The organism is Flavobacteriales bacterium, assembly GCA_020635855.1.
Lineage (GTDB): Bacteria > Bacteroidota > Bacteroidia > JACJYZ01 > JACJYZ01 > JACJYZ01.
Genome location: JACJYZ010000004.1, coordinates 509,977 through 523,892, shown reverse-complemented (window position 1 = coordinate 523,892; position 13,916 = coordinate 509,977). Strand labels below are relative to the sequence as shown.

General features: G+C 49.7%; 12 protein-coding genes and 1 tRNA gene. 6 read left to right on the top strand and 7 right to left on the bottom strand.

Annotated features, from left to right (window positions below):
• Nucleotides 1-124 precede the first annotated feature (124 nt).
• The 3 genes from H6585_14295 to H6585_14285 all read right to left on the bottom strand — a co-directional run bounded on the left by H6585_14295 (nt 125) and on the right by H6585_14285 (nt 4,020).
• Nucleotides 125-1,432: a T9SS type A sorting domain-containing protein gene (locus H6585_14295; GenBank protein ID MCB9449500.1), complete on the bottom strand. Its 1,308-nt coding sequence runs from the start codon at nt 1,430-1,432 to the stop codon at nt 125-127.
• A gap of 134 nt (nt 1,433-1,566) precedes the next feature.
• Nucleotides 1,567-2,562, bottom strand: coding sequence for a type IX secretion system membrane protein PorP/SprF (locus H6585_14290; protein MCB9449499.1), 996 nt, complete (start codon nt 2,560-2,562; stop codon nt 1,567-1,569).
• Nucleotides 2,563-2,628: 66 nt separating this feature from the next.
• A complete protein-coding gene (locus H6585_14285; protein MCB9449498.1) occupies nt 2,629-4,020 on the bottom strand; it encodes a hypothetical protein in 1,392 nt (463 codons plus the stop codon).
• 121 nt (nt 4,021-4,141) lie between these two features.
• Here H6585_14285 and H6585_14280 point away from each other — a divergent pair, with 121 nt between their 5' ends.
• Nucleotides 4,142-4,669: a hypothetical protein gene (locus H6585_14280; protein MCB9449497.1), complete on the top strand. Its 528-nt coding sequence runs from the start codon at nt 4,142-4,144 to the stop codon at nt 4,667-4,669.
• Between the two features lie 191 nt (nt 4,670-4,860).
• Here H6585_14280 and H6585_14275 read toward each other — a convergent pair whose 3' ends face one another.
• Both H6585_14275 and H6585_14270 read right to left on the bottom strand, forming a co-directional pair.
• Nucleotides 4,861-6,237 carry a T9SS type A sorting domain-containing protein gene (locus H6585_14275; GenBank protein MCB9449496.1) on the bottom strand — a complete coding sequence of 459 codons (1,377 nt, stop codon included), beginning with the start codon at nt 6,235-6,237 and terminating at the stop codon, nt 4,861-4,863.
• Between the two features lie 302 nt (nt 6,238-6,539).
• Nucleotides 6,540-6,613 (bottom strand) — tRNA-Ile (locus H6585_14270).
• Nucleotides 6,614-6,699: 86 nt separating this feature from the next.
• Here H6585_14270 and H6585_14265 point away from each other — a divergent pair.
• The gene (locus tag H6585_14265) at nt 6,700-7,359 is read left to right on the top strand and encodes an HAD family phosphatase (protein MCB9449495.1); all 660 of its coding nucleotides are present in this window, start codon (nt 6,700-6,702) and stop codon (nt 7,357-7,359) included.
• Here the strand turns inward: H6585_14265 and mce are convergent.
• A complete protein-coding gene (gene mce, locus H6585_14260; GenBank protein MCB9449494.1) occupies nt 7,356-7,760 on the bottom strand; it encodes a methylmalonyl-CoA epimerase in 405 nt (134 codons plus the stop codon). The genes H6585_14265 and mce overlap by 4 nt on opposite strands.
• 78 nt (nt 7,761-7,838) lie before the next feature.
• Entirely contained in the window at nt 7,839-8,636 is a 798-nt protein-coding gene (locus H6585_14255) for a hypothetical protein (protein ID MCB9449493.1), read from the bottom strand.
• A 330-nt stretch (nt 8,637-8,966) separates the two neighbouring features.
• Between H6585_14255 and H6585_14250 the strand changes: the two genes are divergently transcribed.
• The 4 genes from H6585_14250 (at nt 8,967) to H6585_14235 (ending at nt 13,910) form a co-directional block, all read left to right on the top strand.
• Nucleotides 8,967-10,724 (top strand): ABC transporter substrate-binding protein, encoded by a 1,758-nt coding sequence (locus tag H6585_14250; protein ID MCB9449492.1) that lies wholly within the window; start codon nt 8,967-8,969, stop codon nt 10,722-10,724.
• 320 nt (nt 10,725-11,044) lie between these two features.
• On the top strand, nt 11,045-11,737 hold the full coding sequence (locus H6585_14245; GenBank protein MCB9449491.1) for a GNAT family N-acetyltransferase: 693 nt from the start codon (nt 11,045-11,047) through the stop codon (nt 11,735-11,737).
• On the top strand, nt 11,734-12,939 hold the full coding sequence (gene argG / locus H6585_14240; protein ID MCB9449490.1) for an argininosuccinate synthase: 1,206 nt from the start codon (nt 11,734-11,736) through the stop codon (nt 12,937-12,939). Before H6585_14245 ends, argG begins: the two co-directional genes overlap by 4 nt.
• Nucleotides 12,936-13,910 carry an N-acetyl-gamma-glutamyl-phosphate reductase gene (locus H6585_14235; GenBank protein ID MCB9449489.1) on the top strand — a complete coding sequence of 325 codons (975 nt, stop codon included), beginning with the start codon at nt 12,936-12,938 and terminating at the stop codon, nt 13,908-13,910. The genes argG and H6585_14235 overlap by 4 nt, the downstream gene beginning before the upstream one ends.
• Nucleotides 13,911-13,916 lie beyond the last annotated feature (6 nt).

Here is a 13,916-nt window from a genome sequence, read left to right as displayed (position 1 = left end):
TACTGGTTGGAAAAAGCAGTAATACAAGGTAGCTTAAATACCGGTATCCTGCCAGAGCTTTCTATGTCGGGCAGCTTTGTATGGCACGTATACTGTATGCTCTTGCTGTATGCAGTTGCTGATTTTACTCCACCACCAACTTCATCCTACGCACTTCCCTTCCTCTTACCTCCACCATATACATCCCCGACGACAAATCCGAAGGCAGCACCCAAACCCCACTACCTGCATCGTATGCAACCACCAGCCTTCCGGTCACGCTGTAGAGGCGGGCTTCACGGATGTGATCGGAGTGGGTGATGCGGAGCGTTTGTCCGGCCCGTGCCGGGTTGGGGAAGAGGACGAGGTCTTGCGCCTGAACGGGCTGTTCAACAACGGCTGTTGTGATGCCGCCGAACAGCGTGTCCCATGTGTCTGAATATTCATTCGCCGTGCCGCAGCTGGCCGTCATGTCCCAGTTGATGGACCAGGTCATGAGTCCGCGCAGGTTGGGGTAGGTGGACACCCGCGTGTAGCTGCCCGGTTTGGGTCCCACGCCTTGCAGGTAACGCACGGCCGATTTCAGCACGGCGGGCGTTACATAACCGCCACCGGCTGCGCTGGGGCAGGCGGGAAGTCCGATCGCCACCTGGTCTTGCCGGAAGCCGGCGAACGCCCCGCCGGATGTGTTGAAGCCCTGCAGCACCGCTTCGGTTTGTGACACGATGAAGTCGGCGGTGCCCTGCGTGTAAATGCCCTGGTCGATGCCATACATGCTGCCGCTGTTGTAGAGCTGCACCTGCAGGATCTCAATGGAATCGCGCAACGCATCCAGGATGGGGAGGTAGGCACCCCAGATGCCGCCGAACGATGACATGCCGCCCTGCACATACGCCGTCTCGGGTGCGAAGGAGAGGAACAGTTTGCGCCCGTATGTTTGCCGGTACCAGGCCATGATGCGGCGGATGCCTTCCACCAGGTGGGTGATTTTCGCATCCACGATCTGCGTGACCGAACCGCCGCTGATGGACACGGAGCTGCCTTCCAGGTCGATGTCGAACCCATCGAGGCCATAGGTTTGGATGATGTTCTCCATGGAGGTTACGAACGTGTTGCGTTCGTTGGTGTCGTTCAGCGCCACTGTAGCCGTGGCGCCGCCGATGGAGATCAGCACCTTTTTGCCTGCGCCCTGCAGGGCCTGGATGTCGGTCACCAGCGCACCCTGGGTGGTGCCGTCGGGTGTGAACTCCATGTCGTACGTGGTGCCCTGTTTCGGGATGGCAAACGCGATCTCAATCACGTTGTATTTGTTGTTCACCTGGGGCAGGCTCACGTATGGACAGTTCGCATCGTTCCAGTTCTGCCAGTAGCCCACCAGGGCAGGCTCGGGCGATTGGGCGATGCAGAGGAACGGGAGCAATGGCAAAGCAAGAAATGGAAGAAATCTTCTCATGACGCAAAGGTTGGAAAGATGGAAGTTGAAAGATGCACACACGAACAGTACACGGAAGCATTCTGTTCATTCCACATTGCAACTAAGGCAAATTTTCGGAAAGAAGCAATGCCCCTGGAGATATATGTGTTGTGCTATTTCTTGCCCAAACGCAACTTCACGCCTGCTTCGACGTCCAGGTTTCCATTTTTTGAAATAATGTAGTAAAAAGAATCGGCAAAATAATCCAGGTTGATCATCAGCACCACGTGATTGCTGCAGGCGATGCCGGAAGCAAAAATGATTTCATCTCCGGACAATGCGGAAATGAGCGTATAGTAATTGCCACGGGTGCCATATAATGACAATCCCAGCCGCCAGTCCGCATCCGCCACCCAATTTATACGATAAGGAGTCCCTTCTTTGACGAGGTCATAGCGAAAAGTAGGTGAAAGGGTGAACTTGTTGTTCAGCTTAAATCTGCCCCCGGTGACAAAGCACCACTGTTGTTCAATATGATCGGTTATATATTTGTATCTCAGTTTGGGGCGCCTTACGTTATGGAACGTAAGGCCGGTAAACCATGCACCTTTCAATTCAAACCATGCGCCGAGATCCCAGCCCAGTGCAATGGCATGATGGGTGGATTTACCCGGATTTACAATTGGGGGTAGTGGGTGAAAAGGGTCCGGAGTGAAGTCATAGATGCCCATTTCATAAAAGCATGTTGGTTGTATCCCGAGGCGAAGCCAGGTAAGGGAATCTTGCTTATAGATCCTGTAGGAAAGTGGTAAACTCAGCTTTTGTTCCCCTAAACTGCCAAAGACGGATACATAATTGATATAATTAACGCCGATGCCGGCTGCAGGATGTGTAGGTAAAGGCAAATCTGCAGAAAGTGAAATGCCCATGAAGTTGGCTTCCCAGTTGGGGAATAAGATGGCATCAATGGCCCGAACCGTAGTTTGGATCACCGGGCGACCCTCGGCTCCTGAATAGGCGGGATGATACCACAACTGGTCTTCCGTATAATTGGCGTTTGGAGACCTATAAAATTGGGCATGACCAGAAGGTGGGGATGAGAAAAAGAATATGCAAAGCAGGAGGGAACGAATCAGTAGTATCTTGTATAGGATAGGAATGTTTTTCATGCCCCGCAAGTTAATAAGAATAACACTGGCGGTTCGCTCTATTTTACCCGTACGTTCTCCCCTTTGCTACTTTGCCTCCCGGATTGATCCGAAGATCTTTTCCAGGAAATCCAGGCACTTCTCTTCATCTGCCGGAGAGAACATGGCGAGGCTGTTGAAGTCATCCGGCAGGGGTTTCTGAACGACCTGGGAGCGCTGGAAATCTACGGTGCACTGCACAATCTTACTGTCGCCGTGGTCGTACATGAACACCACCGTGAAGCGTGATTTCAGGTACACCGACTTCAGGGTCGGGTCGTTCAGGGTGAGGTCGGGTACGTTGTAGGTGATCATGGCGCCGGTTTTGCCGGCCTTGGTGGTGAAGTTGTATGTTTTGGAATAGTTGCCGTACACGGCCTGCCAGGTTTCATCGGTCAGTTCTTTGCCGAGGAGTTTGTAGTAATCTTCCAGTCCGTCTCCCAGCATGTTGTCGTAGGCATCCTTCTTTCGTTGCAAGTCACCGGGGTTGAGGGCCAGGGTGATGGAGAATTGCGTGGGCGCCGGATCAAAAGCGGGAAAGGTGGCCTTGAGGGATTTCATTTCATCCGATCCGAAAGAGATCGTGCTGGCGATGATGCGTTTCGGATCGCGGATCCATAGCGGGTTGATTTTCATGCAGAGGCCGTACATGCCGAAGTGGTCGAGCAGTTGTTCGGCGGGTGAAAGCGCCTGGATGTCTTCATCCTTCATGGTGCCCAGGTCGTACAGGGCCTCGTTGAGGTTGCGGTCGTCCTCGTCACAAGCGGCGGCGGCCTGCTTTTTCGGATCATCTTCCTCCGGCACCGACTTCACATAATAATCATCAAACAACACCTGGTTGGTGCCGGATGCGAACAACGGAAAGCTGCTGTAGATATACTTCGCCTGGTAGTTGATGGGGAACTCCTTGATGAGGTTGTCGTTCACAAACAGGCGCATGGTTTCGCCCAGGCGTACCACTTTGATCTTGTTTTCTGCAGTGCCGGTGTTGATACCCGGCACGGGTGCTCCGTTGGAGGAGTAAACGACATTGTCTTTCTTGGTGTTGGTATCATATCGGAAGATGCGGTACGAGCCGTCTTGTTTGATCTCAAACCGGTACGGGAAGTACTTCATTCCGAACCCGCCGTCGATCAATTGTTTCTCTGTGTTCTTCACCCATTGGGCGGTGACTTCCCCTGAGCAGTAGGTGGAGTTCACGCTGAAGCCCTGATATTCGCTGGACGCTTTGGGGTCATGGGGTTCATAGGAAGAAGGTGTTTGGAAACGGGCGGTGATCACCATCTTGCCGTTCTTGCATTTGACATCTTCCTTGATGCCGATCCATTCCACAGGTGTATCGAAATGTTCTTCATGGTAAACCGTTTGTGCACGGGCATGTGCGGGGTTGACAACGAACACCGACAGTGCCAGGAGTCCGAACAACTTGCTGCGAAACATAGAGGGATGATTTGACGCAAGATAGAGAGAAATTGAGCAGGAGCATACAGCAACAGCATACAGCTACTTCAAAAGATTGGAATTGTCCATAACTTGATGGGCATTTTAAACACCCCTCTACATGAAAACACCCCATCCCGAACCCCGTACCGAATTGGAAAACGTCTTGGTTTCTACCATGAAGGACGACATGGTACGGTTCGTTCACGATCATCCGGAAAGTGTGAAGGAGGCCCTGGATTTGGCTATATCCGACCGGCAGCCGTATGCCTGGCGGGCGGCGTGGTTGCTCACGAATGTGGTGGAGGAAAACGACAAGCGGGTGCGGCCTTATGTCGGGAAGATCATGGATATGCTGGAAAAGAAAGACGACGGCCACATGCGGGAATTGCTCAAGATATTGGTGAGGATGAACCTGGACGAGGATCACGAAGGTCGGTTGCTGGGTGTATGTGTGAAGCTCTGGAAAACGGCGTCCAAAGTGCCGGCGGTGAGGTATACGGCCTTTCGTTTCATCTACAAGGTGGCGCTGCAATACCCTGAGCTCATACACGAAGTAGAGTTGCTTACAGCGAAAGAATACATGGATTCGTTGTCACGCGGTGTGAAACATAGCGTGGAGAAGATGATGGGGGTGTTGAAGGGGTGAGGGGAGGAGCATACAGTGTGGGCATACAGCAACAGGGAGGGCGGAGCGTTGAGAAATGACCCGGTGGGTCATTTTAGTGACGAGCCGGCTTGCAAGGCCAGTTACAATTTGGAGCAAGGAAGCCTACGGCACTGAACCGTATGCTGTTGCTCCAAACTGTTTTCGTGGGTTTTGTCCTCGAAGGCATTTGGTCAATTGATTATCAGCTTTGTTCTCATAACCGTTCCATTTTTCACATATACTTCCAGAACATATATCCCCATTGGCAGGCTTCCACGATCAATGATGATCCTTTGTCCGCTGCTTGTATTTAATTCCCGTTTGACCAATCTGCCTGATATATCGTAAACACCAAAACCGGAAAGAACAAGGTCAGTTTCCAGGGTGGTTGTAGCTGAGAATGGATTGGGGTAAATGGAGAGTTGATGATGTTCGTTGCTGATATCCATAGTCCCCACCGCGATACCCAAAGAGTCTGTTTTAATAAAATAAACATCATTCTCCCCATTCCCGTAACTCTTGGTACTTCCTATCAGTGCACAGCCGCCGTCTGTTGTGGTTACCATTTGCCTGAATTCCTCATTCGAAGAGCCGCCGTAAGACCTCATCCATAAAACATTGTAATTCAAATCCAGCTTCATCAGAAATACATCGTCATGGTAGCCGGCTACGAGGTAACCGCTGGTCGTTTTCCGGATTGCCGGGGAATACCACGTTTTAGCGTATTCTCCGTATCGCTTGACCCATTCAAAATTTCCATTCTTATCTGTTTTGCATAGGATGAGGCTGTCATACAGAACATCAGTTGCCACAAGAAGGAATCCGCTATCCGGTGCTTCGGTGATACTTTGGGATGAAGCGGAATTCACGGGATAATATTGATTCCACACCACCGTGCCGGAAGGGCTTATTTTTGTTAACCGTGGCACGGGTGTATTTGAGTAAGGGGTCTCGCCGGTGACCAGATAGTTTCCATTATGGTCTATGAATATATCATTTAACCTGCAACCGGTTGAATAAGGGCAGGAGATCTTATTGGACCAGTCACTGATCAGATTTCCCGAATGATCCAGCTTTTGCATCAGTGGAGAACAACAAACGGAATTGATGATTGGCTGAGAACCGATAACAATCAAGTTTCCGTATGTGTCTTCGACCAGTTTTCTGTAAACCACAGGATACTGGTTATGGCCGCTCTTCTTCACCCAGAGGGTATCCCCGGCCCCATTCACTTTTAGAACGAAGGAATTTGAATCAGCCAATCCGCCGATCAAAACATAATTTCCATCGGATAACTGGCTCACGGAACTGTTGAATTGATAATAAAGAGAAGTTTTTAGAAAGGGATAAGTTCTGGTCCACGTTGTATCACCCACATCATTGGTTTTAATCAATCCCCAATGGCCGTCATCATAGGGTGTTCCGATAAGGTATCCTCCATCAAGGGTTTTTGTTACCGCATAACCCTGATCATCGTTGGCGGTGCCGTATGTTTTGATAAAGCTCGTTTGTCCATGTACGATGAAGGTAATAAGCAGGACTGGCCAAATGACGAGAGATCTTTTCATGTTTTCCCCGTACTTGGATTGTAAGGTCCGTTTTGAAAGTGCTGCCATAGCCAAATATAACCACGAAAAAAGATAAATGCTTAAAACTACAGGTATGCCGCCGGGTGGTGTTTCTTTTCATTCACAGTTTTATGAAAGCGGGCTTTCAACGTCTGTGATATAGGTTTGGCCTGTTGCTATTCTGTGGGAGCGTGCTAATCGAAAAGTTAAAATGGAGCGGGAGTTCCAGTGTGAGTCTTGAGGTAAAAACAGTGTGTGGAGTCTGATATCAAAACTCAAACTCCACACTCACACTGTTTTTGTGGGCCCAGCAGGGATTGAACCTGCGACCTTCAGATTATGAGTCTGCCGCTCTAACCATCTGAGCTATGGGCCCGAAAAGGACCGCAATGTTACATAAACGGTGGAAATATTCCAACGCAAGGTGCACAAGGCATTCCGGTATTTTTCATCTTTGCTCCCATGAACCACCCATTGCCCGAGCAGAAACAGATCCGGAACCTCATTTTCGACCTGGGAGGCGTGATCCTCAATATTGATTATAACCTTACCTCCGCAGCGTTCAAAAAACTGGGTCTGCACGATTTTGATACCATCTACTCCAAAGCACGTCAAAGCGATTTATTCGACAACCTTGAGAAAGGCAAGATCACCCGAGAAGGTTTTGCACATCGCATCCGGGAAATGGGGCAGGGGCAGTGGAGCAATGCTTCCGTTGAAACGGCCTGGAATGCCATGTTGCTGGATCTGCCGGTGGCCAGACTATCCTTGCTTGCGGATTTGGCAAAGCAATACCGATTGTTTCTTCTGAGCAACACCAATGAGATTCATCTGGAAGGATGCCGCATGATTTTTAGGGAGATAACGGGATACGACAACCTCGCGCATATCTTCGAGAAGGAATACTATTCCAACCTGATCGGAATGCGGAAACCGGATAGGGAAGTGTTTGATCACATCGTGGATGAACAGGGATTGAAAAGAGAAGAAACGCTGTTCATTGATGACTCCATACAACATGTGGAAGGTGCGGCCAGGGCCGGCTTGCATGCCTTTCACCTGACGGACGGCAACACCATCACCGACGTGTTCGGCGGATGGGTATGGTCCGCGGCCGGTTAGTCCTTCTTTTCTTCGCAGAGTTCCACCAGCACACCGTGCGTGCTGCGTGGGTGGATGAAGCAGATGCGTTTGTTGTCGGCCCCATCCAGCGGGTGGTCGTGCAGGAGCTCAAATCCTTCGGCCCGCAAACGCGTCATTTCGGCTTCAATGTCTTCCACATCAAACGCGATGTGATGCATGCCTTCTCCTTTTTTTGCAATGAACTTTGAGATCGCACTGTCGGATCGGGTGGACTCCAGCAGTTCGATTTTGGTTTCTCCTACCTGGAAAAAGGCGGTGGTTACACCTTCCCGTTCCACCGATTCGAATTTGTAAGCCTGTTGACCCAACAAACGGGCAAAGGTTTGTTCTGCTGCACGAATGTCGGATACGGCAAATCCCAGGTGTTCCACTTTTTTCATCATAGGTACGCGGGCATAAAAAAACAGGTCTGTTTTTGCAGACCTGTTGGGTATATCATTGCGGGGTTGAACACCGCCTTATTTTTTCATGAACTGCTCGGTCTTGTTGTCGTAGCTCAGGTAATAAATCCCTTTTTCAAGGTTGGTCACTTCGACCTTATTGCCTTTGCCTTTCTTGACAATGTTCCCGTAGCTATCGTAGATCTCGTACATCGTTTCACCCGAAAAGTCAATCATGTCTTTTACCTTCACAGGGGTAAAGGTGATCTCGGGTTTCTTCGAATTGAAGTTGGCCGGAGTGGAGTAACGGGGACGACCACTAAAGTCGGTTTGCTTTACACGGAACTTGTTCACACCGGAGTGTGTGGTTACGTCAAAAGAATAATCATTGGGGGTGGCTGAACCTTTTCCCTCTACCTCACCTACGCGTACCCATTTGTTCCACTTGAATTGCTCCACCACATAGGTAAGTGAACCGGACTCGTTGCGTGTCTGCCATTTCAGAATGCCGTCATCTCCATTGGATTCAACCTTAATGGAAATGATTTCAAAGGTGCTTCTGGGCTTAAGCACTTCGGGGTTCAGCACTTTCGGCTTGCAATCGTCTTTGTGTTTGATCTTTACTTCAACCGGTGCACCCAACTCAAGCTGGTAATTGGAGAAGTCGATTTCGAAGGCATTGGCATTCAATTCGTCGGTAGCAATTTCGCCGTTCACGGTGACTTCAAACGTGCAGAAGCCAATTCCTGATCCGGCAAATGGATTTTGAACGTAGAGGTTTTTTCCCTGATAGCTGCCCGTTAAAACAATAACGCCGGCCATGGATGGCAGCGAAAACAGAGTCAGGATGATAATGCCTATAATCGACCTTTTCATTGGCTTCTTAGAATCAGTTCCTCCTAAAATAAGTTTCTTTTTGACGGATGCAAATATAGGATTCCCCTTTACTTTTGCAACGCAATATTATAACCTTATTTCAAGAATTCAAAATATTCTTTCCCACAGTTCAACGCCGGTTTGGCCTGTCTGAGTGGGGTCTGTAAGGAACGCAGATTCCTAAGAAACGCTGCATCAACAGGATCATTTTGTGTGAATGTACAACCGATGCCGCAAATGCATTGTTTTCCGAAAGGAATCGCTAGTTTTGTGACCGACGCGGGACCAATGTCCCAAGTAACATCAGCTATCTAAGAAAACACGAAGACCATGTTTAAATACACTATACGGTGTGCGTATGCATTGTTGGTTTGCTGTGGCATGCTGGCATGTCAGTCAAGGGAAGACAACCATGCAGCTGAGGCAGCCAGGGAAGGTAACGGAGGGGTGGTTTACGGTGGCAATTTCCGTTGGAACTTCACCGAGCAATGCGAAAGCCTGAACCCTGTAGAGGTATCAACCGTGGCGGCAATTTCCGTTGTACGCCAAATGCATGAAGGTCTTGTCAGGATCGATTACCGAACGATGAAGGTTGAACCCGGACTGGCATTGTCGTGGGATGTAGATAGCAGCCGTACCCGGTATACATTCCATTTGCGGGATGAAGCCATGTTCCAGGACGACAATTGTTTTCCCGGTGGAAAGGGAAGAAAAGTGGTGGCTTCGGATGTGCTGTATTCATTCGAAAACCTGTGCACGTATACCGAACACAATGTGGGCTTCAACCAATTGTGCAAAGACATCCTTGTGGGCGCAGATACTTACTACCAGGCATCACGGAAGGGTAAACCACAACAACATTTGGAAGGTGTAAACGTCATGGATGATCACACCGTTGAGATCAGCCTGGTGAAACCACTCCCCGGTTTTTTGTACCTGCTTTCCTTGCCTGCAGGTTTCGTAATACCCGAAGAAGCGGTGAAGGCTTATGGCACCAATTCCAAGATCGGAGCAGGTCCGTTTAAATTTGCCAAAGAGACCGAGTATCCAAAATCCATCGTACTCACCCGCAATCCGAATTATTACCGGAAAGACACCATGGGCAACCAGTTGCCTTACCTGGATAGCCTCTCCATATCTTTCATGACCACAAAAGAGGCTGAACTCAGCGAATTCATGGAACACCATCTTGACATGGCCTATGAACTTCCCGGTAAAAGCATGAAGGAGATCGTGGAGAAAGATATCGAAGCTTTTCAGGGCAATCCGCCAAAATTCATCCTGGGTAACTTCCCTGAGTTGATGACCCAATTCTATGTCTTCAACCTGCAGAACCCGTTCCTTGCCAAACTGAAGGTTCGCCAGGCATTCAACTATGCCATCAATAAGGATGAGATTGTGGACAATGTGCTGGTCGGACAAGCATCCGGGCCTGCGATATATGGCATATGCCCACCGAATATTGATGGCTATGATATCAAACAATTTTCCGGTTATACCTATGATCCCGACAAAGCCCGGGCGTTGCTGGCAGAAGCAGGCTACCCCGACGGGAAAGGCGCTCCGAAACTCAAACTTGAGCTGAATACCGGTGGCGCCCGCCATGCGAAAGTAGCTTTTGAGATCGCCAAGCAATTGGAAAAGGAATTGCACATCCAGCTTGATCTGGAAGTGGTTCCTTTCCCGAAAAAGATGGAAGACGAGATGTATGCCCGTGCCGACATTTTCCGCTCTGGCTGGCTGGCCGACTATCCGGGCCCCGACGCATTCCTGAATTTGTTTTATGGGAAGAATGTACCGGAGAATGCAGCCGAACCTTCATTCCCGAATACCAGTCGTTATAAGAATCCCGACTTCGATGTGCTGTTTGAAAAGGCTGTGCAAACCGTTGATCGAGCAGAAAGCTATCGCCTGTTTGCAGAAGCAGAAAAGCTGATGCTGGCTGATGCTCCGGTGATCCCGCTGTGGTACGAAGAGATCTACATCCTGCTTCAATCCAATGTACATGGTTTTGTCATCAATCCGCTGCGCATGATGGATTGCTCCCAGATCTATTTCAAAGCACCGGAAAAAAGAGAAAAGAAATAGATATTAAATTTCTCCCAAATCCTTTGGATAGTAGATTTTTTTATAATTTTGCTTTCCAAGTGCAACACGCATTCACATATCCTGCTAAAGAAACTGCGGCGGGAGCCGCAGTTTGCAACGTGTTTGCATATACTCCTATCAGGAGGATCAGGCCCCCCTTCGGGGTATAAACTACATTTGGTACCTATGCGGTACCAGTTTCCGCAAAATTTTCCGATCGATCAAAATTCCTTCGCCGTGGCGACGGAAGAAAATGTATCCACCCAATGCCGGTATCTCCAAAAACGTGAAAGGAGCGCCGACAGATCATCATACGAGAAATGGAATTCACCATACTGGTTGCAGGAAACCAACATAGCAAATACGCCGAGGCCATTTGCAAGGAAATGGAAGAGAGTGCGCGGGTTCGAGGCACAGGCATCGCCAAGAGATCGCCGGATTATATCATCAAAAAGATGGAAGAGGGGAAGGCCATCATCGCACTGACCGATCAACATGAGTTCGCAGGGTTCTGTTACATAGAAACCTGGGGACACGGTCAGTATGTAGCCAACTCCGGCTTGATCGTCCGTCCTGATCTACGCAAGTTCGGCCTGGCCAAAAAAATCAAGCAGAAAGCTTTCGAATTGTCCCGGAAGAAATACCCGGATGCCAAGTTGTTCGGATTGACCACCAGCCTGGCCGTGATGAAAATCAACTCTGACCTGGGATATAAACCGGTGACTTTTTCAGAACTCACCACCGATGAAGATTTCTGGAAAGGATGCCAGAGCTGCGTCAACTACGATATTCTTACCAGAACCGAGCGCAAGCACTGTTTGTGTACCGGAATGTTGTACGATCCCCAGCATATGGCACAACCTGCTGCCAAGGAAGAACAGTCCAAACAGGCCTCCGGTAAAAACATGAAAGTGTACCAGCGCTGGTTGCGCCTCAAACAACACGTCTTAATGCGTAAATTCGCCGGCACCAAAGTGCCTAAAATTCGTCAACCCAAAACCATTGCATCATGAAAGAAATTGCTGTTTTGGCCTTTAGCGGAGGCCTGGATACCACCTATTGCGCCATGCATCTGTCAAAGGATCTCGGACTGGAGGTGCATTCCGTACTGGTGAACACCGGTGGTTTTGGAAAGGAAGAACTCGCCGATATCGAAAAGAAGGCATACGAACTGGGCGTAACACGCCACACTGCCATCGATGCCACGCACGACTTCTATGATCGGTGCGTGCGCTACTTGATCTTCGGAAACGTGCTGAAGAACAACACATATCCACTCTCGGTAAGTGCCGAAAGAGCATTTCAGGCGATGGCCATTGCTGATTATGCGGCCAAAGTGAATGCCAAATACATCGCTCACGGAAGTACCGGCGCCGGAAATGACCAGGTTCGTTTTGATATGGTGTTTGGTATCATATGCCCGCAGGCCCAGATCATCACCCCGATCCGCGATCATAAACTGTCACGCGAAGAGGAGATAGAATACCTGAAGAAACATGGTGTGCAACGCAACTGGGAAAAGTCGCGCTACTCCATTAACAAAGGTATCTGGGGCACATCCGTGGGTGGCAAAGAAACCCTGACATCCGATCAGTACCTGCCTGAAGAAGCGTTCCCAACCCAGGTGACCAAAAGTGGAACAGAAACACTTGAGATCACCTTCGAAAAAGGTGAGCCCAAAGGAGTGAACGGGAAAACATACACCCATCCGGTTGAGGCCATTCAGGCCATCCAGCAAATCGCTGCTCCGTACGGTGTAGGTCGCGATATCCACGTGGGAGATACCATCATCGGCATCAAAGGCCGCGTGGGATTTGAAGCCGCAGCCCCGATGATCGTCATCAAAGCCCATCATGCACTGGAGAAACATGTATTAACCAAGTGGCAGCTCCAACTGAAAGACACCCTGTCGCCGTGGTACGGAAACCTGCTGCACGAAGGACATTTCCTGGAACCCGCCATGCGCAACATCGAAGCCTTCCTGCAAGATTCGCAACAGCACGTGAGCGGCACAGTGAAAGTTCATCTGGCTCCGTATCACTTCCACATCATTGGTATCCAATCGTCCCACGACCTGATGGCCAACAGCTTTGCCTCCTACGGTGAAATGAACAACGGCTGGTCGGGAGAAGATGTGAAAGGCTTTGCCAAAGTCGCTTCCATCCAAGGCATGATCTACAGCCATGTAAATGGGCAAACCGAGTCCGTATCATGAGCCGGGTTCGCATTGGCATTGTCGGAGGGGCGGGTTATACCGGCGGAGAAATGTTACGCATCCTGTTGGGGCATCCCCACGCAGAAATTGTGTTTGTTCACAGCAAGAGCCATGCGGGAGATCCGGTGTACAAAGCGCATGGCGACCTCGTTGGAGAAACCGAACTGCATTTCACCGATACCCTGCAGAAGGACATTGACGTACTTTTCCTTTGTGTGGGCCATGGTGAGGCTTCGGTCTTTTTGAAAGAAAATGCCTTGCCGGATCATATACGCATCATTGACCTCAGTCAGGATTTCCGTTTGAAGGAAAAGGGAAACAATGGTTTTGTGTATGGTCTTCCGGAACTGAACCGCTCAGTCATTCAACAGGCAGTGCATATTGCCAATCCCGGTTGTTTCGCTACCTGCATCCAACTGGGGTTGCTGCCTCTGGCTGCTGCCGGGAAGTTGAAGAACGATGTTCATGTAACGGCGATCACCGGTTCCACGGGAGCAGGCCAGAAACTTACGGCCACCTCGCATTTCAGCTGGCGGAACAACAACATGTCGGTGTATAAGGCTTTTACCCATCAGCACCTTGGTGAAATCAATCAGAGCCTGCAACAACTGGATACCGGTCGCGACGCCTCCATGCACTTCATCCCGTACCGCGGCGACTTCACCCGGGGTATCATCGCATCTTCATATACGTCCTGCCCGTTGTCACTGGAGGAAGCGCGTGAGATGTACAACCGTTATTACGAAACCCATCCATTCGTTCACCAGGTCACCGTTAACCCGGATTTGAAGCAGGTGGTGAACACGAACAAATGCATCGTGTACCTGGAAAAACATGAAGATCAGTTGCTCATTATCTCCATGATTGATAACCTTGTAAAGGGAGCTTCCGGTCAGGCGGTCCAGAACATGAACCTGATCATGGGCCTGGAAGAAAAAGAAGGATTGTATCTCAAACCCATCGGATTTTAATTTTAT

What these genes read in the sequence shown, in the direction of transcription:
- H6585_14295 (MCB9449500.1), bottom strand. Translation starts at nt 1,432, where the DNA reads ATGAGAAGATTTCTTCCATTTCTTGCTTTGCCATTGCTCCCGTTCCTC.
- H6585_14290 (MCB9449499.1), bottom strand. Translation starts at nt 2,562, where the DNA reads ATGAAAAACATTCCTATCCTATACAAGATACTACTGATTCGTTCCCTC.
- H6585_14285 (MCB9449498.1), bottom strand. Translation starts at nt 4,020, where the DNA reads ATGTTTCGCAGCAAGTTGTTCGGACTCCTGGCACTGTCGGTGTTCGTT.
- H6585_14280 (MCB9449497.1), top strand. Translation starts at nt 4,142, where the DNA reads ATGAAAACACCCCATCCCGAACCCCGTACCGAATTGGAAAACGTCTTG.
- H6585_14275 (MCB9449496.1), bottom strand. Translation starts at nt 6,237, where the DNA reads ATGAAAAGATCTCTCGTCATTTGGCCAGTCCTGCTTATTACCTTCATC.
- H6585_14265 (MCB9449495.1), top strand. Translation starts at nt 6,700, where the DNA reads ATGAACCACCCATTGCCCGAGCAGAAACAGATCCGGAACCTCATTTTC.
- mce (MCB9449494.1), bottom strand. Translation starts at nt 7,760, where the DNA reads ATGAAAAAAGTGGAACACCTGGGATTTGCCGTATCCGACATTCGTGCA.
- H6585_14255 (MCB9449493.1), bottom strand. Translation starts at nt 8,636, where the DNA reads ATGAAAAGGTCGATTATAGGCATTATCATCCTGACTCTGTTTTCGCTG.
- H6585_14250 (MCB9449492.1), top strand. Translation starts at nt 8,967, where the DNA reads ATGTTTAAATACACTATACGGTGTGCGTATGCATTGTTGGTTTGCTGT.
- H6585_14245 (MCB9449491.1), top strand. Translation starts at nt 11,045, where the DNA reads ATGGAATTCACCATACTGGTTGCAGGAAACCAACATAGCAAATACGCC.
- argG (MCB9449490.1), top strand. Translation starts at nt 11,734, where the DNA reads ATGAAAGAAATTGCTGTTTTGGCCTTTAGCGGAGGCCTGGATACCACC.
- H6585_14235 (MCB9449489.1), top strand. Translation starts at nt 12,936, where the DNA reads ATGAGCCGGGTTCGCATTGGCATTGTCGGAGGGGCGGGTTATACCGGC.